Genomic DNA, 22,381 nt, shown 5'->3' with positions numbered 1-22,381 from the left:
TATGTGTCTTAGACATAAAAAATCTATAGTATTTATAGGATTAGTGGAGTTTGAAAGAGGTGGCAGAATGAGGATACTATTTATTGAATGGCAATGCTTTGGTGCTCTTCATGTGGTAAAGGCTTTGGAGGATTTGGGACATGAAGTAGAACGTGTTGAATTTGATATAAAAAAAGATAGAGATAACAAAGTTTACTTGGAACAGGCGATTAAGGTATTATCCTATAATTATTTTGACAGAGTACTTAGCTATAATTTCATGGGAAGCATTGCTGAAGCCTGTCATGCAAATGGTGTTATATATATGGCTTGGCTTTACGACAGCCCTCTGTTTCAGGTTTGGAATACCACTGCATATTATCCGGAATGTTATATTTTTTCTTTTGACCAGAATTTATGTGACAGTTTGCGTAAGGAAGGAATACGTAAAGTGTTCTATATGCCCTTAGCAGCAGAAGCAGAATATCTCGAAGCCATCCCAGAAACGGAAGAGCAAATTGAACGGTTCACTTCCGATGTTTCATTTGTTGGAAAGTTATATGATAAGAAGGCAGACCTTCAGAGAGATTTGTATAAAAATAGTCCTGCTTATCTCCAGGGATTCAGTGATGCGGTAGCACGGGCACAGGCACAGATTCAGGGTATTAATATTCTGGAAGATGTGTTAGAACCGGAGGATATTAGCAGAAGCATAGACCAAGGGTTAGTTTTAAATCGGGATGATGGTACAATTGCTCATAAAAATCGACTATATTCGGATTATTATCTTGCTCCCAAGGTAACTTCTTTGGTTCGACACAACATGATAAAACAGATATCTGAGAGATTTCAGCTAAAAATATATACCCCTGGCAGCACCAAACGGTATAAAAAGGCAATTAACCAGGGAACGGTTCATTATTACTATGAGATGCCTATCGTATTTCGTCATAGCAAAATAAACCTGAATATAACGCTTTGCTCAATTCGAACAGGAATTCCGCTTCGGTGCTGGGATATTATGGCCTCCGGCGGCTTTTTGCTTACAAACTACCAAGAAGATATGCTAAAACATTTCGAGCCGGGAGTAGATTTTGATTATTTTCTGAATGAAGAGAGTATGCTAGAGAAGATTCAATATTATCTTGAACATGAGGAAGAAAGAAAACAGATAGCGCAAAATGGCTATGAGAAGGTCAAAGCATTCCATGGTTATAAAAAAAGACTGGCTGAAATGCTAAGTATTGTAGAGGGGGATATTCATAATGAGGGTACTTCTATGTAAAACAGGGCACCGAATGGAGCAGATGGTGAAAGAAGGACTCCTGAATGTGGAGATTGAAGTAATAGAGTTGTGCAAAAGCCCAGCGGAGAAGGATTATGAGGTGGAATTTGTACAAGAATTGACAGAATATATACGGGAGCAGAAGATAGATATGTTGTGGAGCATAGGTTATTTTCCTGCTTTATCCAGGGGTTGTGCGATTAGCCGAGTTCCTTATATTGCGTGGGAAATGGGGGAGTCATGGAATACTTTGTACTCTGAAACCATAAAAAGCCCATGGAATTATATTTTCATTGCAGAGGAAAGAATCGCCGAAAGATTTTGGAAGAAGAATCCTGGACATATATTCAGCCTTCAACCTGGGGTAAATCTAAGGGACAGAAGTTTACAGTCTGATACAGTATGTTTGTGCAATACCGACAGTTATCCTGTTTATTATCTGAAAAATAATTATTCGTGGTATGCCAAAGGTTATACAAGAGGATTGATTGAAGCACAGCAAAGAGTATATGGATATCACTTTCTTCCGAAACTGATAAATGGAAAATACAGAACTGAAATGGGAAAAGTATTATATGAGCCATATAGAGCTGGGGATTATAGTAAGAAGAAGATATCTGTGATGCTTGATGATTTTTTATGTGATACTATTACCCAGAATGAAAGGGAAGAGGTTACAAACAGAATAAAAGCACTTGGTCTATATAGTGAGTCAGAAGTGCCAGCTGTGAATGTCTGTATCCCTTCCAGAAAATGCAGAACTGGAATTCCATACGAAATGCTTCTAACAATGGCTGCTGGAGGATTTATTCTGACAGGGTATCAAGAAGGAATTGCTGCTGGATTTAACCTGGGAGAAGAACTTATCGTTTACGAGGATATGAAGGATATGGAGGAGAAAGTAAAATATTATCTGGAACATGAGGAAGAGCGTGAAGCAATAGCTGAAAAGGGGAGAATCAGAGTGGAGAATGATTTTCGTCTGGAAGACCGTCTGGAAGAAATATTTTACGCAGTAACAGAAGGAATGAAACATATTAATAAATAAAAAGTCAGCTAGGCTTGGAAACTGGGAGGAAACATTAATGGATACATCTATCCGCGATGCATTAAAGGTGAATATAAAATGGATGACAGATAACGGATTGCTGGAAGAAGCAAAAAGAATGTTATCTCATTATGAAGAAGAAGTGTCAGAGGACTGGGAAATATACTCCTTGAAGTCAAATATTGCAAAGTGTGAAGAAAATTATGATAGAGCACTTGAAATTTTGCTGGAGGGGTGTGCCTGGTATGATGAAAATCCATGCCTATTATATGAATTAGGATGTGCTTATACAAGAATAGAAGAATATGCTCTGGCACAAAACAGTTATAGACAAGCTTTAAAAAATATGAGCGATCCGGAGATGCAGATTGTATTAAGGGAAGCGCTGAAAGAAGCTGAGAGTAAAAATACAAAGAATTACAATTCAAAAAAACCTGAAGGAAAGATATATATTGTATGTCTAACTCCTGTAGCTACAGGCGGTACAGAATTATTGCATCAGCTATGCGACAAATTGAGCCAATTAGGCTGTGATGCCTACATGTTTTACGGTAAAGTGAAAGAGCCTGTTCCGGAGAGATTTAAAAAATACCGTACAAGATATATAATGGATGTTTATGACACGGAAGGAAATATTTTTATAGTACCAGAGGTAATGCCGCAATTAGCACTTAAAATAATGAATGCAAAATCGATTCTCTGGTGGTTAAGTGTTGATAATTTTTTCCGGGCTTTAGAATGTTCTGGGGAAACGGAAGAAAATATAATTGATTTAATAAAAAGGAAAGAAAATAATAGACTTCTCCATTTTGTGCAATCACAGTATGCAAAAGAGTATTTGCTTGGAAAGGGAATCAGTCCCAATGAGGTGGAGTATCTATCCGATTATTTAAATAAAGAGTTTATGGTTGAGGCTATGAAGGGAAATCCTGGACATCAACGTTATGCAAATGTGCTTTATAATCCTGCGAAAGGGTATGAGTTCACACAAAAGCTGATAAAAGCATCGCCAGAACTGAATTGGATACCTTTACACTATTATTCACCAGAGGAAATGCGAATAATAATGTGCCGCAGTATGGTGTATGTTGATTTTGGTAATCATCCGGGAAAAGACAGAATACCAAGGGAAGCAGCCATTTGCGGTTGCTGCATTATAGTAGGATTGAGAGGAGCTGCTGCGAATCCTTGTGATATACCGATTCCATCTGAATATAAAATAGAAGACAAAGAAGAAAATATTTCAGCTATTATTGGGAAAATAAAAGAAGTGGTACAGAATTATGATGAAATCAGCCGCGATTATGACGATTATAGAAAAAAGATAAAAGAAGAAGAAATAGTCTTCGAGAAAGATATTAAGAATATGATACAGTTACTATATGAGTAAGAAGAGAAACAATATAAAGGGATGTTAAGGTAAAACATATGATAAATGTGGCAGTATATGGTGTAAACGGTGCCAGTACTTTTTTATATAAATTAATTACAGATGTATATAACAAATACATTGAATTATGTGGTGGGGAACAACTGCAGGTTGCATGTTTTGTGAATTTTATGGGTGCTTCTTCTGAATGCACCTCTGAGTTGGATGCTGTAGTGGTTAGCTGTGAGGAATTTTCCAGACTATATAAAATGAATGCGGTAGAAGCTATTATGATACCAACAATTAATCATGCCGGGTTTCACTTTATAGGTTCAGAGCTTATTAAGTTAGGAATTCGAATAGAAGATATTTATTATGTGCCAAGAGAGTATTTTCTCAAAGATAGTTTTACTTTACCAGAAGCTGAAAATATGTTTACTCCCTATTTGGATTGTGGGTATCTGCCATATTTGGAATATCATGTTGCAGATCATTGCAATTTAAACTGTAGGGGTTGTGAGCATTATTCACCATTGGTTAAAGAACCTCGTTTTACTGATTATGAAAAATTCGCTAAGGACTTGAGTAAGTTATCAGAATTTATTACAGACATTGGTGTAATTAGAATACTAGGTGGTGAACCGTTACTAAATAATGAATTACATAAGTACGTGACATTAACCAGAAAATTATACCCCTATTCCTGTATTACAATTGTTACGAATGGAATACTGATAAAGCAAATGACCAGCGAATTAATTGATGCTATTAAAGAGAATGATGTCTTTGTTCATATATCCTGGTATCCGCCATTAAGAAATAGCCAGGAAAGTATACTTGAGTTCCTTGATTTAAATGAGATTATGTATACTAATAACACGGCCTTTACTGAAGAATTTACTATGAAGCAGTCTTTAAAAGGCGATACGGATAAGGAAAGTGTCTTTTTAAATTGTTTTCAGGCACATTGTAATAATTTATATGATGGAAAACTGGGAGCGTGCTTTTTCCCTTTTGTGACAAAATATTTCAATGATACCTTTAATCAAAGTTTACCCATTAATGAGAATATAAGCCTTTATGATGAGAATTTAACAACTAAAAAATTGAAATCATTTCTCCTAACACCACTGGAACGTTGCAAATATTGCGGAGAATCCAAGAACATTAAATGGGAACAAGCATCAGTGAATCCAACTTTAAGTGATTGGATATTATAATCAGTTAAGGAAGAATGAGAATAAAAATGATGAAGGTTTAATACTAAGATATTTATTTTAGAATAATGCAGGTGAAATAATGAAGCTAATAAGTCTTTGCATGATAGTAAGAAATGAAGAAAAGTATTTGGAGCAGTGCTTGAAGAGTGTGGCTGGACTCGTAGATGAAATAGTAATAGTGGATACCGGTTCAACGGACTCTACGAAGGCCATAGCCTTAAAGTATACGGATAAGGTATATGACTTCCCTTGGTGTAATGATTTTTCAGCTGCAAGAAATTATTCCGTCAGTAAAGCAAACTGTGAGTATATTCTGGTGCTGGATGGAGATGAAAAGTTGGAGGAAATTGATCGAAACCAATTAGAAATGCTGCTTAGCAATCATTCGAATGAGGTTGGAAGGGTACTTTTAATCAATCGTTATACCAGAAATAACCATGAGTATAAAAGCCATGAACGGATAGGAAGATTATTTTCGAAGAAATATTATAGATATGAAGGAAAAATTCATGAGCAAATAACATGGTGCCAGAAAATAATGGAAAATATTATATATTATAATTTACCTTTAGTTGTTGAGCATCTTGGCTATGAGGGGGACCTTGCAAAACGTAAGGAAAAAACCCGAAGGAATATTCAATTACTTGAATCAGAGAACAGGCAGCAACCTGGTGATCCTTACTTGCTGTACCAATTGGGAAAGAGCTTCTATATGGAAGAGGATTATAAGACAGCTTGTGAATACTTTGAAAAAGTGTTGAGTATTGACTTGAAACTTGATTTGGGGTATGTATGGGATTTAGTTGAGAGTTATGGCTATTCCTTATTAAATACAGAACAGTATGAAAAGGCACTGCAGATATGGAATATATATGATGAGTTCAGTTCTTCGGCGGATTTTGTGTTTTTGATGGGTTTAATATTTATGAATAACGGAAAATTTCAGGAAGCAATCGGAGAATTTGAAAAAGCAGCAGGAATGCCTGAATGTAAGGTAGAAGGTGTGAATGGATACCTTGCTCATTATAATATAGCTGTAATATATGAATGTTTGGGTTATCAAGAGGAAGCCTTTCTATATTATAAAAAATGCGGAGATTACCCGCCTGCAATTCAAAAACTGCAACAGCATTAAACGACACTGTTTATTTGTGTTTACTCTTTACTCATAAGTTTTTTTTGTCGATATATAGAATGTAATCAAAGAATATGATATTATATGACAATAGTATCTTTGGAAAATTCAGACTGGTTTATAGCGAAAAGTATATTGGCATAAGGAAGGAAATATGATACCATGCGAAAACAGCAAAAGAAACAGGTTTCTGAACAGATATCCACGTTATATGAAGCTTGCTGTGAACTGCCTAAGCACTCAGAACAAACCTTTATAGATCTCTGTGCTGAGATTCAAGAGTTTGTTTCAGGTATCTTTAATTTTGTCGAAAGCACAGCCGGTGAGGGGACAGTGACTGCTGATCTTCTTGGACAACTCTACGAAATGTTGTTCAAAGCGACGCAATATGAAGCAACAACCGAACAGCTTATTGATCTTGTTAAAAAAATTGATGAATCACTTTATGACCTAAAAATTGATAAAATTGAAATAGCTTTTTTTTGCTACAAAGCGAGTATGTCAGACTGTCTTGCAAGTATATATTTTGCTGCGAAAGAAGACCAGCACTGCGAAGCTTACTTTATACCCATTCCTTACTTTGACAGAACAGGGGATGGCAGCATCGGAGACATGCACCTTGAAGCTGAGGGTTGCTATTCTGATAAATTTGATCTGACAGACTGGCGAACTTATAATATTGAGGAGCATCTGCCGGATGTGGTATTCTTTATGGCACCGTATGACCAGCATAACTTTGTCACGAGTGTCCATCCGGATTTCTATTCAAAACGGTTGAAGCAATATTGTGGACTACTCTGTTATTCTCCTTATTTCGTATCAAATGAAAATGCAGATTTCGTCAAAAGTGGTAACGAATCACTGTGTGCTACTACTGGTGCGTTATATGCGGATTATATCTTTGTGCAGTCCGAAAAGGTGAAAAAAGCATGGATTAATGCTATTAATAAGGTCGAGTATGAGAATAATAGCAAAGGAGCATTCGGTGATTTGAAGAATAAAATCCTGGCATTGGGATCACCAAAATTCGATGCTGTCCTAGACACTAGGAATGAGATTTACCCGAGAGTTGAGGAATGGGTGAAATTAATAAACGGCAGAAAAGTGGTTTTTTATAACACTACTGTTTCAGAATTTCTCAGAGGCGGTGAGCAGTATGTAAAGAAAATCCACTCTGTGATTGAGACATTCAAGAATCAAAATGATGTGGTGCTTTTGTGGCGTCCGCATCCGTTGATGGAACAAACTTGTGATTCTATGCGACCAGATTTGGCAGCAGAGTGGCGTGAAATTGTAGCAGAGTACAAACACGAGGCAGATGTATCTAATAACGAGAAATTAGAGAAAAAAAGTAACTTTATTTTTGATGACACAAGTTTATTTCATCAAGCTATTGCGATGTCCGATATATATTTCGGAGACTTAAGCAGCAGTCTTGTTACATTATATCAAGCCACTGGAAAACCGATAATGATACAAAACATAGGTGATGCAACATTACCAATTGCTACAGAAAGCATATATGCTGATGAGAAGTCTTTTTGGTTTTCAGCGTACCATTACAATTCGTTATTTCGGGTAAATAGAGAAACGTGGAAAGTAGAATGGCTAGGTACATTTCCTGACGAAGATTTCTATAAAAATAGGTTATACCCTTCTGTTGCTGAATGTAATGGAAAACTATATTTTGCACCACTTTCTGCTAAAGAAATTGCAGAGTACGACTTGGAAAAGAAAATTTTCAGAAAAATTAAATTTGATCTATCGGATGATAGTATCCATGCAGCTTACGATGCTGCAAAGTTTCTTAGGGTGGTAAGTATTAACCAATATGTTTTTTTTATTCCCTACTTTCATCCTGCTATACTTATCTATAATACTGAAACTGATTTGCTATCTGCTTGTACGGATTGGGTTGATTTGATTGAACGTAAACGTACAGACAAAGATATAGGATATTTTATAGATTATGAAATTCATGGGACGAAACTTGTTCTGCCCTGTGCATGTGCGAGCGTTGTTTTGGTTTTTGATTCTGAAACACACACAACAGAAGCTTATGAAATGCCCGGTAACAAAACGGGAATACAACTGTCTTCTGTATGTACAAATGGTGAGACATTCTATTTTACAATGGCTGATGGCACTATACTTATACGAGAATTATTGTCACAGACAGAAGAAATCAAGAAAATTGATAAATTGCCTATCAATCACGGAAACATTGCGTTTTATCCTATCAAGTATTATGATAATAAAGTTTGGATTTTTCCATTATTTGCAGAAAAAGCACTAATACTTGACATTAAAACAGACACAGTATCAGTTTTAGAAGAATTTAGTGATGAAATAAAATATGATAGTGAGAATTTCATTCTATTTGCTTCATTAATTAATGACTGTTTTTATATAATAACCGGTGGAAGTTATCAGTTTCTTGAGTATAATCCAAAAACAAATCAAAAACATGAAAAGGTTTTGACAATTTCAAAAGAAGATGAAAATAAAATACGTAAACTGGCGTCAAAAGAACTTTTACAACGCATGGAATCAAGAGAAGCAGATGATCGTATTTACGAAGATGGTATGTTCTCTTTGCCGGTTGTTCTTGATTGTATATACAATACTGACAGTTATAAAATAAACAAACAAATTACTGCTGCAAACACAAATGCAGGGGAATCAATATACTATTATGTTAAAAAGCTGGTGCTGCCATGAATATTGCTCTTATACTTTCTGGTGGAATATCCACCCGTTTTGAAAGCGGTTTACCAAAGCAATATAATGAGCTTAATTGTAAAGAAGTAATTGCATATACGATTGAAGCTCTTAAACAATCAAGTAAAATAGATGGAATAATAATATCTGCTAATGCAGCTTATGTTGAACAATTGAGCAAGCGGTATAGTGTTGAAGTAATAACCGGCGGTACAACTCGCAATCAATCGTTACGTAATGGACTTGAATATATTAAGTTAATATATCCGGAGTGCGAAAATGTATTTATCCATGAAGCTGCTCGTCCGTTCATTACTCCTGATCTGGTAGACAACTATTTTACTAAACTTGATGAATATGATGCGGTAATAACCACACAACACATTACAGACAGTTTGGGGAGTCACAATGAAGCAGTGACTGACCGTTCATTGTATTATTTAGTACAAGCTCCGGAAGCGTTTAAATTTGATTTACTTTATAAGTATTTCGATGCTGATTCTCTTATAACGGCAACAGCACAGCAATTGCCGCCTGATAGTAAAATATATAAGAACTTTGATTTTCGACACAACTTGAAAATAACTTATCCTGAAGATTTAACGATTGCTGAGGCATTGATGAGGTATTTGAATGATAAAAATAGTCGCACTTGATTTAGACGGAACATTGACGCAACACAAAAGCAGACTCGAATCCGAATGCCGGAATGTTTTAAGTGAATTATCCGAGAAGTATAAGCTTGTAATGGTCTGTGCAGGAGGTTGCGAACGTGTTTTTAAACAAATGAACGGGTTTAAAATTGATATTATCGGGTTTTATGGTATGGAGTACTCGGAAATAAAGAATGGCAAAATTGAGATTATTAAGAAAATTAAAATTGAAAATGATAGAATAAAAGTGGCGGAAAAAGTTGAACAGCTGCGTCAGGAGCTTGGTTTCACAGAATATTATGGTGACAGTGTAGAATTTCACGAATCTGGAATGATTACATTTCCCATAATCGGAACAACGGCATCACTTGATAAAAAACTTGCCTTTGACCCAGATAGAACTATTAGACGTAAATATTATAACAGAGTTTGTAAATTATTTGAGGAGTATAACGTATTTATCGGTGGCTCGTCGTCGTTTGATATTGCACCTAAACCATACTGCAAATTATATGCGCTTGAGCAATATTTGAACACATATGGAATTGACAAAAGTGAAATAATATTCTTTGGCGATGATTATGGCGTAGGAGGCAATGACAGTGACGTTTACAATTCAGACATAAGGTTTATACCGATAGACGATTACCGCGAGTTTTCACGAATTGCAAAGGAAGAACTTTTATGATTTATGCAGGGATATTGGCGGCAGGCGTCGGTGCGAGAATGCACCGACAGGATTTGCCGAAACAGTTTTTGAATCTCGGCTCGAAGCCGATAATAATTCAGACGCTTGAACAATTTTATATAAATGCGAAGGTTGGCAAAGTAATAGTCGTTGCACCTGAAGATTGGACGCAGTACGCTGAAGACTTAATCAATCAGTACGATAATATGGGTACAGAAATTTCGGTAATTGTTGGTGGGATTAATAAGACGATCTCTGTTAAAGCAGTCGTAGAGTATATTACACAAAATTACGGAATTAACGATGATGATATCTTAATAACCCATGATGCTGTTCGCCCGTTTATTACCCAACGAATGATTGATGATAATATTGAAACTGCTAAGAAATACGGTGCGGCAAGTACGGTAGTAGCTACCAACGACACGATTGTTGTATCGAATGATGGAAAAACACTGTCGGAAGTACCATTAAAAGCAAAGATGCTAGCGGAGCAAACACCTTCAACGTTCAATTTAAAAATGCTCTCAGAAATGTTTCATAAAGTTGTTGACAACAGAGCATCTATTGAAAGTGAAACAGAATTGGCTAGATTGTACATTTCACAAGGTTACTCAATGAGACTTGTGGATGGTGAATATTCAAATATGAAGATAATCAATCCGTATGATTTAGAAGTCGCCGAAGCATTACTTCGGGAGCGAAAAGTATGATTGGGCGCATTTATCGGCTTATGGACACTAAGCGAATTGAGATGAAACAACGTGAAATTGTGATTGCTCCTGACACTGTTCTTGTACGTCCTGAGTATTTATCAATTTGCGCCGCTGATCAGCGTTACTATTTAGGACAACGCCGAAAAGAAATACTGCGTTCAAAACTTCCGATGGCTTTAATCCATGAAGCAACAGGGACGGTTATAAAGGATTTTAGCGGCACGTTTCAAAGCGGTGCTAAAGTTGTTCTTCTACCGCTAGATGAAGGGAAAGAGCCGGATGTAAAAGCAAATTACAGGCAGGACAGCAAGTTTGCCTCAAGCAGTGTAGATGGTTTTATGCGCGACATCGTTGCGATTTCGAGTGACAGGTTATTAACCATTGATGATTCAAGTTTATATGTGTTTACGGAGGTTTTAAGTGTTGCACTTGGTGCCATTAAAGCGTTTGAAACTGTGAAAATATCTTCGGCAGACTCAATCGGTGTATGGGGCGATGGCAGTATGGGTTTTATTACCGCTCTTGCACTACGTTGTAAATATCCGCAATCAAAAATATATGTATTCGGTAAGTTTACACGTAAATTATCTAAGTTTTCATTTGCAACTCGAAAGTACTATATTGATGACATACCAAGTAATTTAACAGTCAACCATGCTTTTGAATGTGTCGGTGGCAAGAAAAGTGAGGAAGCCATTAAACAGATTATCGACTGCATAATACCACAAGGGGTAATAAATCTTATGGGTGTCAGTGAAAATGTGGTTTGTATAGATACTCGGAAAGTGCTTGATAAAGGGCTTAAACTTGTAGGTAATAGTAGAAGTGACAGGAGTGATTTTGAGGACGCGATAAAGATGATTCGCGAAAACGAAATATGCAGAAAGTACATTGGGCTTTTAACATCTGATTCAATTGATATAAAGAATGAAAATGATATTGTCCGGTGGTTTGAACAAGATACTTTAAACGATTTTAAGACGGTGGGACGATGGCTGATATAAGATTTGCAGTGGAGAGAGAAAAAAAAGAGATTAAGATAACACCTGAGATATTAAAGGAACTGCAAGCAATTCAACTTGAAATATTGATAGAATTTGATCGTATTTGCAATGAAAATCACATTGATTATTCTCTTGACGGAGGAACTTTGCTCGGTGCAGTTCGCCATAAAGGCTTTATTCCTTGGGATGATGATATCGATATAATCATGCTCAGGAGAGATTATGAAAAGTTTTTTAAGTTATATACATCAGGATTAATTAACGAAAAATTTTTCTTACAAGAACATCGAACAGATAAGTTTTATATGGTTGGTTACCCGAGGATTCAGCGTAATAATACGATTTATCGTCGGGCCGGTCATGAGCATATGAAGTATCACCAAGGTGTTTTTATTGATTTATTTGTGCTTGATAATGTACCGGATAGTAAATTCTTCAGGTCGTTACACAGATTATTGTGCTTCTGCTGCCGTAAAATATTATGGTCAAAGAGCGGGAAAAAGCTTGCAAAAAATATAGTTTTAAGAATGTGGTGGACAATAGTGGCATTAATACCTGCCAAATTTGCGTTTGGCCTCAATAACACTCTTGCTCATCTTGCCAACAGGCGTGAAACTGTTTTAGTTCGACATAACACGCACCCATATCCAAATCCGAAAGTATGCGGTTATGGCATACCGCGAGTGTTACTTGATAGTTTTACCACACTTGAATTTGAGGGAATAAAATTTAAAGCAGTTACGGAGTATGATAAATACCTTACTATGCTATATGGTGATTATATGAAGTTGCCATCGAGGGACAAACAAGTGCCGCATATTCATTTATCGGCGTTTGAGGGGGTGAAAAAGTAGTATGAAAATAGTATTATTGTCGGGAGGTTCCGGTAAAAGACTTTGGCCTTTGTCAAATGATGCAAGATCTAAGCAATTTTTGAAAGTCCTTACTGATAAAAATGGAAATAAGCAATCAATGGCACAAAGGGTGTTTAGTCAGATAAAGGAAGTATTTCCAAGCATTGATATAACAGTTGCCACGAACATATCTCAGGTTGATAGTATTCATTCTCAAATGGGTGATGATATTGATGTCGTGATTGAGCCACAGCGTAGAGATACATTTCCCGCAATTGCGCTTTCCTGCGCATATCTTGCCTATGAAAAGAATGTTGATTTGAATGAAACTATAATAGTGTTGCCAGTTGATCCATTTACCGAAGTCGATTTTTTTAGAGAATTATTAAAATTAAATAAATTGATTGAAAGTGAAGCTGCTGATATTGCATTAATCGGAATAAAGCCCACTATTCCTACGTCGAAATATGGATACATCGTTCCTGATGAAGCAATCGGCGAAACCGCTTTTACAGTCAGCTGCTTTGTGGAGAAACCTGATGAAGTTAAGGCTTCGGAGCTTATAGAACAAGGTGCGTATTGGAATGGCGGTGTGTTTGCGTTTAAGTTAAAATATATGATGAAAATAGCCAAGAACAATGTAAAATTTGATAGTTTTTCTGAACTACAGAATAAATACGGTGAGCTCGAAAAAGTCAGTTTTGATTATAAGGTTGTTGAAAAGGCAGATAAAACTGCAATTGTACCTTTTAAGGGGAAGTGGTCGGATATAGGAACTTGGCGGACACTGACGGATGAAATGCCAGTTGCTGTTTCAGGAAACGTGGTATCAGAGCGTTCGAAAAACACTTTTGTTACAAACGAGCTTGATATTCCTATTATTACACTTGGCACGAAAGATTTAATTATAGCTGCGAGTCCTGACGGTATACTCGTGTCAGACTTAGTCGAAAGTTCACATCTGAAGACAATTGTAGAAAAGTTAGAATATGTCCGTCCAATGTATGAAGAGCGGCGTTGGGGAGAATACACAGTTATTTCAAGAAATGAAAATAGTTTAGTTAAGCGCTTGAATCTTGCAAAAGGTAAGTCGATAAGTTATCAGGCACACAGATTTCGCGATGTAGTATGGGTAATAACCGCCGGCAAAGGCAAATTTGTACTTAACGGTGAAACAAAAATAGTTACTGTAGGCGATAATGTGACAATTAAATGTGGTCAAAAGCATAGCATATTGGCAATTGAGGACTTGTCAATTACGGAAGTACAGATTGGTGAAATATTGTCGGAAGCTGATACTGTACAGTTTTCGTCGGAAAATAATGAGGTGATTGGATAATGAAAAAAGCGTTGATAACTGGAATAACCGGGCAAGATGGTTCATACCTTGCAGAACTATTGCTTGAAAAGGGATATACAGTTTATGGATTGTATCGTCGTAAAAGCAGGCTGGATTACGGAAATGTTACGCATTTAATAAATAAAATTAAATTTGTTGAGGGTGATTTGACTGATTATCCATCACTTGTCAGTGCGATTAAAGAGAGCCAACCAGACGAAGTTTATAATCTTGCTGCGCAAAGCTTTGTGGCTGCAAGTTTTCATCAACCCATTGCAACGACGGAAATTGACGCACTTGGTGTCGTTCACTTACTTGAAGCTATTCGTAACGTAAAACCTGACACAAAATTTTATCAGGCATCAACAAGCGAATTATTCGGCGGAGTATATAACGAGGCTTGTGATGAAAACACTCCCTTCTATCCGCGCAGCCCTTACGGTGTTGCAAAATTATATGCTCATTGGATAACAAAAAATTATCGCGAGAGTTATGGTTTATTTGCTTGTGCCGGAATATTATTCAACCACGAATCCGAACGGCGCGGCAAAGAATTTGTTACCCGAAAGATAACAAGTACCATAGCAGCTATTAAGAAAGGTCATATGGATTGTCTAGAACTAGGAAATCTTTCAGCAAAACGGGATTGGGGACACGCAGAAGATTATGTTCGGGCGATGTGGTTGATGCTGCAACAGGATAGGCCGGATGAATATATAATAGCAACAGGGGAAACCCGTACTGTTCGAGAGTTTGCAAGTGTAGCATTTAAAGCAGCAGGGTTAGATGTACGTTTTGAAGGCGAAGGAGTGAACGAGGTTGCGATAGATAATAATACAGGTAAAACTGTATTAAGAGTCAATCAACAGTTTTTCCGTCCAGCGGAGGTTGATGTGCTTCTTGGGAATCCAGCTAAGGCTGAAAAAAAGCTCGGGTGGGTTCGCGAAGTCGGGTTTAATGCTTTGGTAGAGAGAATGGTAGTAAGTGATGAGCAACTTTGGAGGATGAACTGATTTTATTTGGTTTCTATTAATAAACTAATCGGAGGGTTGAAACTTATTTACAATGAGAGTAACCATTTTATCTACGTAATCTGTAGGTATACCGAAATTATATGTAAATTAGATGACGAAAGATTATTACAGAAGCTAGGACATATTATACTATCATATGATTTACCTTCCGATTTGAGAAGTGCAATATGAAGCTGGTAACATGTAATAATACAGAAACCATGGTGAACTGTTGGGAGGACAAAGTAAGTGAAAAGAAAAACTATAGCTGTTGTTAGCAATGATATTGATTGGTCGATGTTAACAGGATACTCTTTTGCTAACGGGTTATATCATAAATTATCAGAAAAATACTTCATAAAAATAATTATACCAAGTATAGGTGACGATTATTTTCTTGGTGAAACAGAACGACACATAAACAGTAATATGGTAATAAAACGAATATTTCCAAGTGGCAGTTACTGGCGCAGTACATTTAACAAGAAAGAATTGCAGGATTATCCAATCTATGAATGGCTTATGTTTTATGAAGATGATGTTTTGGTAGCTAATTTAAGAGCAGAGGTTGATGATGAAGATATTATTATTTGCAACTCACTGTTCCCATTCAATTTAGTATATCAAGCTTTTCCTGACAGAGATATAATATATCGCAGCCTCGATGTTATGTATTCTGCTTTTTGTGGATTACACGAGTGGATTCTTTCAAAAAATACAGATATAACAAATGAGGAAAAGCAGAAAATGAAAGGTGTTGAAAAAACGCTTTTTGAATTTGAAAAACAGGCATGTGATAAATCCCGGTTTATATTGTCTCTTACCGAAAATGATGAGAACGCAATGAGCAGATTGTTCAATGTAAATTCTGGTAAATTTATAAGAATGCCTTTGTGTTTTGATAAAGCTGATTTTTATGATGGGTTTATTCCGCAAAGTGACAATACCTTGACTGTAGTAAACTGCGTTTTGATTTCATCGAATTATTATTGTGCATATGAATTAATAAAGCAAATAGTAAATTTATCCTCCGAATTGCAAATGTACACATTTCATTTCATCGGTTCTTGCTGTGATGCCTTCAAGGATGACATATTTCCTTCGAATTGTATAAAACATGGTATAGTAAGCGATGATAAGAAAAAAGAACTATTAAGAATGGCCGATTGTGCTCTTACTATTCCTCTCCAGATACACGGAATGAATGCTAAAAACTGGGACTATATTTTATATGGCTGTGTAATGCTTTCTGATGAACAAGGAGTTCGGGGATATGGTCTCAAAAAAGGGAAGGATTATCTCTTTACGGATCCTAAGAGACTGCGTGAAAGCCTTATTGAGTTTAAGGAAATGCCAAAAAACATACGACTTAATATTGCTCAGAGTGCATATAAATGTGCATTGTCAGAGTTGCGATATGAAAATTATATTCCGACTTTTGAAACATTATTCAAGCCTTATATTAACGATGTTAAAACAGAATGTTATATTTTTGGTGCAGGGGTTGAGGGAAAGAAATGCTATGAATTTATCAAAGAATCAAAGTTCAAATGCATTGGCTTTATTGACAACAATGAAAAAATAAGAAATACAAAAATTTATGATGAGACCGTATTCTCACCTGTCGATATACTTGGTAGCATTTCAAGCGAGAAAAAGATATATGTAATAATTGCTATTAGAAAAATTGAGATTTTTACAGAGATTTATAAGCAATTACGTACAATGATTTGCTCTGATAAAATTCTATTGTTTTACAATTCTGTTTTGTATACGGAAAATTTCAACCTTGAAAAACTGATTGAAGGAGAAACGAAATGAGCGAAAATGGACAGATGTATGCTAGCATACAGAATGATATAAACACTATTAATGTGAAAAGTTCCATAGTTCATCAGGATACAAATTATTATGAAACATATTATCACTTTAATAAAAGTAAGAATAAAATTCTCCTGGTCGTTGATGATAATAATTCATTAGTTGGAATTATCGGTGTAAAAGAGATGACAAATGTTGATTCGTTTCAATCGACAGCAATTAAAATGGCTAATCCTAAATTCACTTTTTTATACAATGATAGCGACTATAAGGAAAAAGCGCTAAGCTTATTCTATGAAAATAACTTTAATAATATACCAATTATTGATAAAAATGGACATGTAATTGAATTGCTAAACAGATCAGATTTTTACGAATTGAGAGCCACAACTTGGGCACTTGGATCAGGTGAAGATTTAATTTTTGCTTTTGTTCTAAGAAATATGAAGGAGATTTTTTATATTGATGTCGGTGCTTTTGATCCACAATTTGGATCTGTAACAAAATGTTTTTATGATTGTGGTTCACACGGTATCAACATTGAACCACTTACAAAGCAATATCATATGTTAGTGAAAGACAGACCTCGTGATATTAATATTAACGCTTTATGCTCCAACATAGATAAAAATGAGTTTGACTTTTATATTAATGAGAGCTCATCAACAGCAGTTGCAAGTTATGCATCCGACAAGAATAAAATAAAAAAAATAAAGAGTGTTACATTAAAGAACATTATTGAAAAGTATTTACCTGAAAATCAGGTTGTTCATTTTTTGAAAATAGATGTAGAGGGTTTTGAAAAAGAAGTCCTTGAGGGTATGGATTTTCAATGTTGTCGCCCATGGATTGTTATGCTTGAGTCTACATTACCAGGAACTGATATACCTACTTGGCAAAATTGGGAATCAATTATTGTTTCAAATGGGTATTCATTTGCAGGGCAATATGGAGTAAATAGATTTTATGTAGAATCGAGTGTTGCTGAATTACTGATCCCAAGGTTTCTTTCATTAGATACTATTTGTAAACGATTATTAGTAACAGAAGTAAATACAACATATAGAGTTGTTTGATGTGATATATAATAGAGTACTGATTTTTGGCGCAGGTAATCAATTCAGGAAGTATATTAGCCAGATATCTTCCGATTTTGAAGTAATCGGCGTTACCGATAATAATAAAACAATACAAAATAGTAAAATACAGCAATATATAATACTTTCACCTCTCGTGGCCTTGAAACTTCCGTATGATTTGATTATTGTCACACCATATGTTGGCAGAGAACAAATTGTTAATCAGTTGATTTCGCTTGGTGTAGACACACTGAAGATTTTTTGTAACAGATTCATAGTGATTCGCCAGACAAAGCATATATTATCGGAGATATAAATAAAGAGAGTATATTTGACATATGGAGTGGGGAGAGATATATGTCTCTTCGAAAGAAAGTGATTATGGATGTAAACGCTGATCCTTATACAGGGTGTAGTTTCGAAGAAGGCAATATAATCTATATTCCTGAAAGCGGACCCTATATTCCGCGTCCCCGAGATAAGAAAGGAAGAATTAATTATCTTGAAAAATTAGTATAAAAATACGGAGGTTCATTATGAGCGTTTCAGCAATCAAGTGTTGCAGAGTGTGCGATAATCACAATATGGAATTGGTCTTGGATTTAGGTATTCAGGAATTAACTGGGGTTTTCCCAAAAAATAAAGACGAAAAGATTACTGAAGGCCCTTTGCAGTTGCTGTTTTGCCCAAAATGTGGTCTGTTGCAACTCGCGCACAGCTATGAATTAGGTGAAATGTATGGCGAAAATTATGGATATCGGTCGGGTCTGAATCAGAGTATGGTTGCTCATTTATCGTCAAAAGCTAAGCGTCTTTCTTCACAATATGGGCTTATTGCAGGCGATATTGTGTTAGATATTGGCTCAAACGACGGAACAACGTTAAATGCGTATTCGGTACAGGGTCTAACTAAAATCGGTATGGATCCGACGGGTGTTAAATTTAATCAGTATTATAAACCTGATGTCAGATTGATTTCAGACTTCTTTTCAGCAGATAAATTTTTGGAAGAAAGTGAGAATAAACGAGCAAAAGTAGTTACATCGATTTCGATGTTTTATGACTTGGAGAGCCCGATTGCTTTCGCTGAAGAGGTTGAACGTGTTCTCGCAGATGACGGTGTGTGGCATTTAGAACAAAGCTATATGCCAACGATGTTGCGTCAAAATGCTTATGATACTGTTTGTCATGAGCATCTCGAATATTATTCTCTAACAGTAATCAAGTATATTGTAGAAAGAGTCGGGATGAGAATTATAGACGTTAGTATGAATGACATTAATGGTGGGAGCTTTGCTGTAACCGTTTCAAAGACAGGTTCAATGCATAAATCCAATGATGTGCTTATCAATTGGGTTCTTAACCAAGAAGCAAATTTAAAATTGAATATGGTGGTTTCATACTTGAAATTTGCCGAAAGGGTAAAATCGCATAAGGACGCATTCAGCTATATGCTTAACGATTTCGTGAGAAAAGGTGCGTCTATATATGGTTATGGAGCATCAACAAAAGGAAATGTCATATTACAATACTGCGGTATAACAGAAAATGAAATAACAGCGATAGCGGAGATAAACCCAGATAAGTATGGTGCATTTACCCCTAAAACACTTATACCCATACAATCGGAAGTTGAAGTCAAAAAATTGAAGCCGGACTTTCTCGTAGTATTTCCTTGGCATTTTAGAAATAACATATTAGCCAAGGAAAGCGAATATATCAACAATGGCGGCAAGTTCATATTCCCGCTACCATTTATTGAAGTGGTATAAATACTATGAGAAATACCAAGCTTGAAGTGTTGAAGTTAATGATCACTAAAGGAGGATATCATTATGAATGCTAATTTTAATCCTAAATTACCACTGGTTTTATATGGAGCAGGTCGAAACGCGAGTAACGCATACGCTCAAGTACTTTCGCTTGGTATTAAACCTGTTTGCTTTACAGATAAAGATTCTAAAAAATGGGGTAAACCAGCATATTTAGGAGGTAACCTTACGGTTCTGGCGCTTGATGAAGTGCGTAAAAAGTATTGCGATTTCAACATTTATATTACTGTTGCACAAAGCGGATCTTTCGCAAAATTAGCGGTGGAGGCTTATTTGGTTGAAGAAGAAGGTATTTCTTCCGATAAGATTCTTAACTTTGAACCCTATATAAAACGTATTAGCTGCGGACTTTTTGAAGATACAATTGCGCCACTCGGGGAACGCGACATCGGTTTATGCAGAGGAGGACGTTTAATAAACGTGACGCAAATGCCAACTACTGAGTGGGTGGACGACCCTGCTAAAGCTTTAGATGATTTTCTTGCGATGCGCCAAAAATTAATTAATGATAATCAGGAAAATCTAGTAAATTCACCATGCAATAACTGCATCGTTTTAAGAAATGCAGCTTGGCCGAGTGAATACCATGTTAGAAATTATGTGTTATCTACTGAGCCTAAATCCCCTTGCCAGTTCAAATGTATTTATTGTTACGCGGGGCATTATGGGAATAACGATTTTGAAACTAAAAAATCCAGTGATAAAGCAATTGATAAACGTGTTGATTTGCTACTTGAATTAGAGAAGCGTGGGCTTGCAGATCCTGCATTTACCGTTATTTCACTTTCTGATGGGGAAATTGCAGTTGATCCTAAAAGAGCAAATTTATATAAGCTTATTGAACGATACAAATCGTGGATATATACTAACGCTGGAATTTATAGCGAAGAAATTGCAGTGCTTTTAAAAAAAGGTCTTACACATATAGTTGTAAGTATAGATGCGGGTACACGTGAGACTTTTACAAAAATCAAAGGTATAGACGCATATATAAAGGTATGTGAAAACTTAAAAAAATACTCTGCTATTGCCCCGCGATTAGTAAGATTGCAATATATATACTTACCTAACAGGAACGATGACATCAAGGATATTGACGGATTTGTAGAGCTTTGTGATAATATTAATCCAGAGATGGTTTCGGTATTGCTTGATGTTTTGTCAGATAAAAATACCCTTGACATGAAAGTACTTTTGGGGTTCTTTGATTTACTCGATAAATTACTCTTACATGGACATAGTCTTTTTATTGGTGCTAATGTTTTTCTTTCTAATGAGGAGCGAGACATAATTTTGGATTTCGCAAAAAACAAAGATGACGGTCTTATTCGAGACGAGCAGTATTATCATCGGCTAAAGCTTGCACTAAACGAAAAGGTGTATTAATTAATCACCTACCCATGTAATACCATTAAGGAGAATTGTATGAAAGTAATAACAGAGGTTCAGACTGTCTGTACACCGATTCCGACCGGCATTCCTTGGTATACGATAAATTTGGTTCAGAGCCTTTTAGCCCGCAGGAAAAATGAATATGCTCTTACATTTTTTGATAAGGATAAGGAGCGTAAAAACTATGAAAAATATATTGAAAAATATTTTGGAATATATTCGCCCCAACTTTTTGAAACTAACATATACAGTTATAAGGATATAATGATGTCAAATGCAAAAACAGTATTTGAAACTAAAAGCTACAATGATTATACTGGAGCTTATGGCGATATTTTTCATTTTATGTTACCTTTGTGGTTACCTGAAAGGTTAAATGGTAATATGGTGGTTACAGTTCACGATTTAATTGCAGTGCTTCACCCCGAGCTGTCATTATCTGCGAATAATGCTGTAAACTGTAAAATAGGATTTGAACTTATAAAAAGAAAGAAACCAGTTTGTATTGCTGACTCGCAAGCAACAAAGAATGATTTATGTAGAAACTCAAATATAACAGAAGATAGTGTTTTTGTCGTTCCATTAGCTTGTGATCCCAATATATTCTTTCAAGAAAAAGATGAAGAAACATTAAAAGCGTTAAATATTAGAAATCCATTTATTCTTTATGCTGGCACTGTCGATGACCCACGAAAAGGAGTCATCAACTTAATAAGTGCATTTGAAAACATAGCCGATAAGGCATCAGATGTTTTATTAGTTTTAGCCGGTAGTCATTGTCAAAGACGCGGTTGGGAAGATATCAAAGAGAAATTAGTTAAATCGAAATACCGCGAGCGCATTATTCTTACTGACTTTGTTACTCCTAAACAAATGCGTAATCTAATGTCGATGGCGAGTATTTTTGTTTTTCCCTCGGAATTTGAGGGTTTCGGTCTTCCTGTTCTAGAAGCCATGACATGCGGTGCGCCAGTGATAACAACAAATGTGTCGAGCTTGCCGGAAGTCGGTGGCGATGCCTGTGTTTATGTTTCGCCTAATAATCCGGAGCAACTTGCATTTGAGATTGAGCGATTGCTTAATTCAGAAATGCTACGAAACGAATATATTAATATGGGATTTATACAGGCTAAGAAATTCTCATGGGATAAGACTGCACAAATGACAGAGGAAGTCTATAAATATGCTTATGATAGCAGATAAATATGAGAAAATAACTCCAATATTATATCA

At 35.9% G+C, this 22,381-nt stretch carries 20 protein-coding genes; all 20 read left to right on the top strand.

Annotation, left to right across the window (positions count from 1 at the left end):
• Positions 1 to 67 precede the first annotated feature (67 nt).
• The 20 genes from bsdcttw_RS21410 to bsdcttw_RS21315 all read left to right on the top strand — a co-directional run bounded on the left by bsdcttw_RS21410 (position 68) and on the right by bsdcttw_RS21315 (position 22,351).
• A complete protein-coding gene (locus bsdcttw_RS21410; protein WP_185256818.1) occupies positions 68 to 1,264 on the top strand; it encodes a CgeB family protein in 1,197 nt (398 codons plus the stop codon).
• Entirely contained in the window at positions 1,245 to 2,312 is a 1,068-nt protein-coding gene (locus tag bsdcttw_RS21405) for a glycosyltransferase family protein (RefSeq protein ID WP_185256817.1), read from the top strand. Before bsdcttw_RS21410 ends, bsdcttw_RS21405 begins: the two co-directional genes overlap by 20 nt.
• Before the next feature lie 37 nt (positions 2,313 to 2,349).
• Complete coding sequence (locus bsdcttw_RS21400; protein WP_185256816.1) at positions 2,350 to 3,702, top strand: tetratricopeptide repeat protein; 1,353 nt, start codon at positions 2,350 to 2,352, stop codon at positions 3,700 to 3,702.
• Between the two features lie 38 nt (positions 3,703 to 3,740).
• Positions 3,741 to 4,901 carry a radical SAM protein gene (locus bsdcttw_RS21395; RefSeq protein ID WP_185256815.1) on the top strand — a complete coding sequence of 387 codons (1,161 nt, stop codon included), beginning with the start codon at positions 3,741 to 3,743 and terminating at the stop codon, positions 4,899 to 4,901.
• Between the two features lie 79 nt (positions 4,902 to 4,980).
• On the top strand, positions 4,981 to 6,036 hold the full coding sequence (locus tag bsdcttw_RS21390) for a glycosyltransferase (RefSeq protein WP_185256814.1): 1,056 nt from the start codon (positions 4,981 to 4,983) through the stop codon (positions 6,034 to 6,036).
• Positions 6,037 to 6,198: 162 nt separating this feature from the next.
• Positions 6,199 to 8,757 carry a CDP-glycerol glycerophosphotransferase family protein gene (locus bsdcttw_RS21385; RefSeq protein ID WP_185256813.1) on the top strand — a complete coding sequence of 853 codons (2,559 nt, stop codon included), beginning with the start codon at positions 6,199 to 6,201 and terminating at the stop codon, positions 8,755 to 8,757.
• Positions 8,754 to 9,413: an IspD/TarI family cytidylyltransferase gene (locus bsdcttw_RS21380; RefSeq protein WP_185256812.1), complete on the top strand. Its 660-nt coding sequence runs from the start codon at positions 8,754 to 8,756 to the stop codon at positions 9,411 to 9,413. The genes bsdcttw_RS21385 and bsdcttw_RS21380 overlap by 4 nt, the downstream gene beginning before the upstream one ends.
• Entirely contained in the window at positions 9,391 to 10,098 is a 708-nt protein-coding gene (locus tag bsdcttw_RS21375) for an HAD-IIB family hydrolase (RefSeq protein ID WP_185256811.1), read from the top strand. Before bsdcttw_RS21380 ends, bsdcttw_RS21375 begins: the two co-directional genes overlap by 23 nt.
• Positions 10,095 to 10,811 (top strand): D-ribitol-5-phosphate cytidylyltransferase, encoded by a 717-nt coding sequence (locus tag bsdcttw_RS21370; RefSeq protein ID WP_185256810.1) that lies wholly within the window; start codon positions 10,095 to 10,097, stop codon positions 10,809 to 10,811. The genes bsdcttw_RS21375 and bsdcttw_RS21370 overlap by 4 nt, the downstream gene beginning before the upstream one ends.
• The gene (locus bsdcttw_RS21365) at positions 10,808 to 11,818 is read left to right on the top strand and encodes an alcohol dehydrogenase catalytic domain-containing protein (protein ID WP_185256809.1); all 1,011 of its coding nucleotides are present in this window, start codon (positions 10,808 to 10,810) and stop codon (positions 11,816 to 11,818) included. The genes bsdcttw_RS21370 and bsdcttw_RS21365 overlap by 4 nt, the downstream gene beginning before the upstream one ends.
• Positions 11,806 to 12,672, top strand: a complete 867-nt coding sequence (locus bsdcttw_RS21360) for a LicD family protein (RefSeq protein WP_185256808.1) — start codon at positions 11,806 to 11,808, stop codon at positions 12,670 to 12,672. Before bsdcttw_RS21365 ends, bsdcttw_RS21360 begins: the two co-directional genes overlap by 13 nt.
• A 1-nt stretch (position 12,673) precedes the next feature.
• Positions 12,674 to 14,011, top strand: coding sequence for a sugar phosphate nucleotidyltransferase (locus tag bsdcttw_RS21355; RefSeq protein ID WP_185256807.1), 1,338 nt, complete (start codon positions 12,674 to 12,676; stop codon positions 14,009 to 14,011).
• Positions 14,011 to 15,024: a GDP-mannose 4,6-dehydratase gene (gmd, locus tag bsdcttw_RS21350; protein WP_185256806.1), complete on the top strand. Its 1,014-nt coding sequence runs from the start codon at positions 14,011 to 14,013 to the stop codon at positions 15,022 to 15,024. The genes bsdcttw_RS21355 and gmd overlap by 1 nt, the downstream gene beginning before the upstream one ends.
• Positions 15,025 to 15,273: 249 nt before the next feature.
• Positions 15,274 to 16,845, top strand: a complete 1,572-nt coding sequence (locus bsdcttw_RS21345; protein ID WP_185256805.1) for an LbetaH domain-containing protein — start codon at positions 15,274 to 15,276, stop codon at positions 16,843 to 16,845.
• Positions 16,842 to 17,921 (top strand): FkbM family methyltransferase, encoded by a 1,080-nt coding sequence (locus bsdcttw_RS21340; protein ID WP_185256804.1) that lies wholly within the window; start codon positions 16,842 to 16,844, stop codon positions 17,919 to 17,921. Before bsdcttw_RS21345 ends, bsdcttw_RS21340 begins: the two co-directional genes overlap by 4 nt.
• A gap of 1 nt (position 17,922) precedes the next feature.
• Entirely contained in the window at positions 17,923 to 18,240 is a 318-nt protein-coding gene (locus bsdcttw_RS21335; RefSeq protein WP_185256803.1) for a nucleoside-diphosphate sugar epimerase/dehydratase, read from the top strand.
• A 41-nt stretch (positions 18,241 to 18,281) separates the two neighbouring features.
• A complete protein-coding gene (locus bsdcttw_RS21330; RefSeq protein ID WP_230989130.1) occupies positions 18,282 to 18,443 on the top strand; it encodes an SH3 domain-containing protein in 162 nt (53 codons plus the stop codon).
• A gap of 17 nt (positions 18,444 to 18,460) precedes the next feature.
• A complete protein-coding gene (locus tag bsdcttw_RS21325; RefSeq protein ID WP_185256802.1) occupies positions 18,461 to 19,696 on the top strand; it encodes a class I SAM-dependent methyltransferase in 1,236 nt (411 codons plus the stop codon).
• Between the two features lie 63 nt (positions 19,697 to 19,759).
• Positions 19,760 to 21,142 carry a radical SAM protein gene (locus bsdcttw_RS21320; RefSeq protein ID WP_185256801.1) on the top strand — a complete coding sequence of 461 codons (1,383 nt, stop codon included), beginning with the start codon at positions 19,760 to 19,762 and terminating at the stop codon, positions 21,140 to 21,142.
• Between the two features lie 39 nt (positions 21,143 to 21,181).
• Positions 21,182 to 22,351: a glycosyltransferase family 4 protein gene (locus bsdcttw_RS21315; protein WP_185256800.1), complete on the top strand. Its 1,170-nt coding sequence runs from the start codon at positions 21,182 to 21,184 to the stop codon at positions 22,349 to 22,351.
• The last annotated feature ends 30 nt before the right edge of the window (positions 22,352 to 22,381 follow it).

Origin of the sequence: Anaerocolumna chitinilytica, from assembly GCF_014218355.1 — a bacterium.
GTDB classification, from domain to species: Bacteria; Bacillota; Clostridia; order Lachnospirales; family Lachnospiraceae; genus Anaerocolumna; species Anaerocolumna chitinilytica.
This window is presented reverse-complemented; position numbering and strand designations above follow the sequence as displayed.

What these genes read in the sequence shown, in the direction of transcription:
- bsdcttw_RS21410 (WP_185256818.1), top strand. Translation starts at nt 68, where the DNA reads ATGAGGATACTATTTATTGAATGGCAATGCTTTGGTGCTCTTCATGTG.
- bsdcttw_RS21405 (WP_185256817.1), top strand. Translation starts at nt 1,245, where the DNA reads ATGAGGGTACTTCTATGTAAAACAGGGCACCGAATGGAGCAGATGGTG.
- bsdcttw_RS21400 (WP_185256816.1), top strand. Translation starts at nt 2,350, where the DNA reads ATGGATACATCTATCCGCGATGCATTAAAGGTGAATATAAAATGGATG.
- bsdcttw_RS21395 (WP_185256815.1), top strand. Translation starts at nt 3,741, where the DNA reads ATGATAAATGTGGCAGTATATGGTGTAAACGGTGCCAGTACTTTTTTA.
- bsdcttw_RS21390 (WP_185256814.1), top strand. Translation starts at nt 4,981, where the DNA reads ATGAAGCTAATAAGTCTTTGCATGATAGTAAGAAATGAAGAAAAGTAT.
- bsdcttw_RS21385 (WP_185256813.1), top strand. Translation starts at nt 6,199, where the DNA reads ATGCGAAAACAGCAAAAGAAACAGGTTTCTGAACAGATATCCACGTTA.
- bsdcttw_RS21380 (WP_185256812.1), top strand. Translation starts at nt 8,754, where the DNA reads ATGAATATTGCTCTTATACTTTCTGGTGGAATATCCACCCGTTTTGAA.
- bsdcttw_RS21375 (WP_185256811.1), top strand. Translation starts at nt 9,391, where the DNA reads ATGATAAAAATAGTCGCACTTGATTTAGACGGAACATTGACGCAACAC.
- bsdcttw_RS21370 (WP_185256810.1), top strand. Translation starts at nt 10,095, where the DNA reads ATGATTTATGCAGGGATATTGGCGGCAGGCGTCGGTGCGAGAATGCAC.
- bsdcttw_RS21365 (WP_185256809.1), top strand. Translation starts at nt 10,808, where the DNA reads ATGATTGGGCGCATTTATCGGCTTATGGACACTAAGCGAATTGAGATG.
- bsdcttw_RS21360 (WP_185256808.1), top strand. Translation starts at nt 11,806, where the DNA reads ATGGCTGATATAAGATTTGCAGTGGAGAGAGAAAAAAAAGAGATTAAG.
- bsdcttw_RS21355 (WP_185256807.1), top strand. Translation starts at nt 12,674, where the DNA reads ATGAAAATAGTATTATTGTCGGGAGGTTCCGGTAAAAGACTTTGGCCT.
- gmd (WP_185256806.1), top strand. Translation starts at nt 14,011, where the DNA reads ATGAAAAAAGCGTTGATAACTGGAATAACCGGGCAAGATGGTTCATAC.
- bsdcttw_RS21340 (WP_185256804.1), top strand. Translation starts at nt 16,842, where the DNA reads ATGAGCGAAAATGGACAGATGTATGCTAGCATACAGAATGATATAAAC.
- bsdcttw_RS21330 (WP_230989130.1), top strand. Translation starts at nt 18,282, where the DNA reads ATGTCTCTTCGAAAGAAAGTGATTATGGATGTAAACGCTGATCCTTAT.
- bsdcttw_RS21325 (WP_185256802.1), top strand. Translation starts at nt 18,461, where the DNA reads ATGAGCGTTTCAGCAATCAAGTGTTGCAGAGTGTGCGATAATCACAAT.
- bsdcttw_RS21320 (WP_185256801.1), top strand. Translation starts at nt 19,760, where the DNA reads ATGAATGCTAATTTTAATCCTAAATTACCACTGGTTTTATATGGAGCA.
- bsdcttw_RS21315 (WP_185256800.1), top strand. Translation starts at nt 21,182, where the DNA reads ATGAAAGTAATAACAGAGGTTCAGACTGTCTGTACACCGATTCCGACC.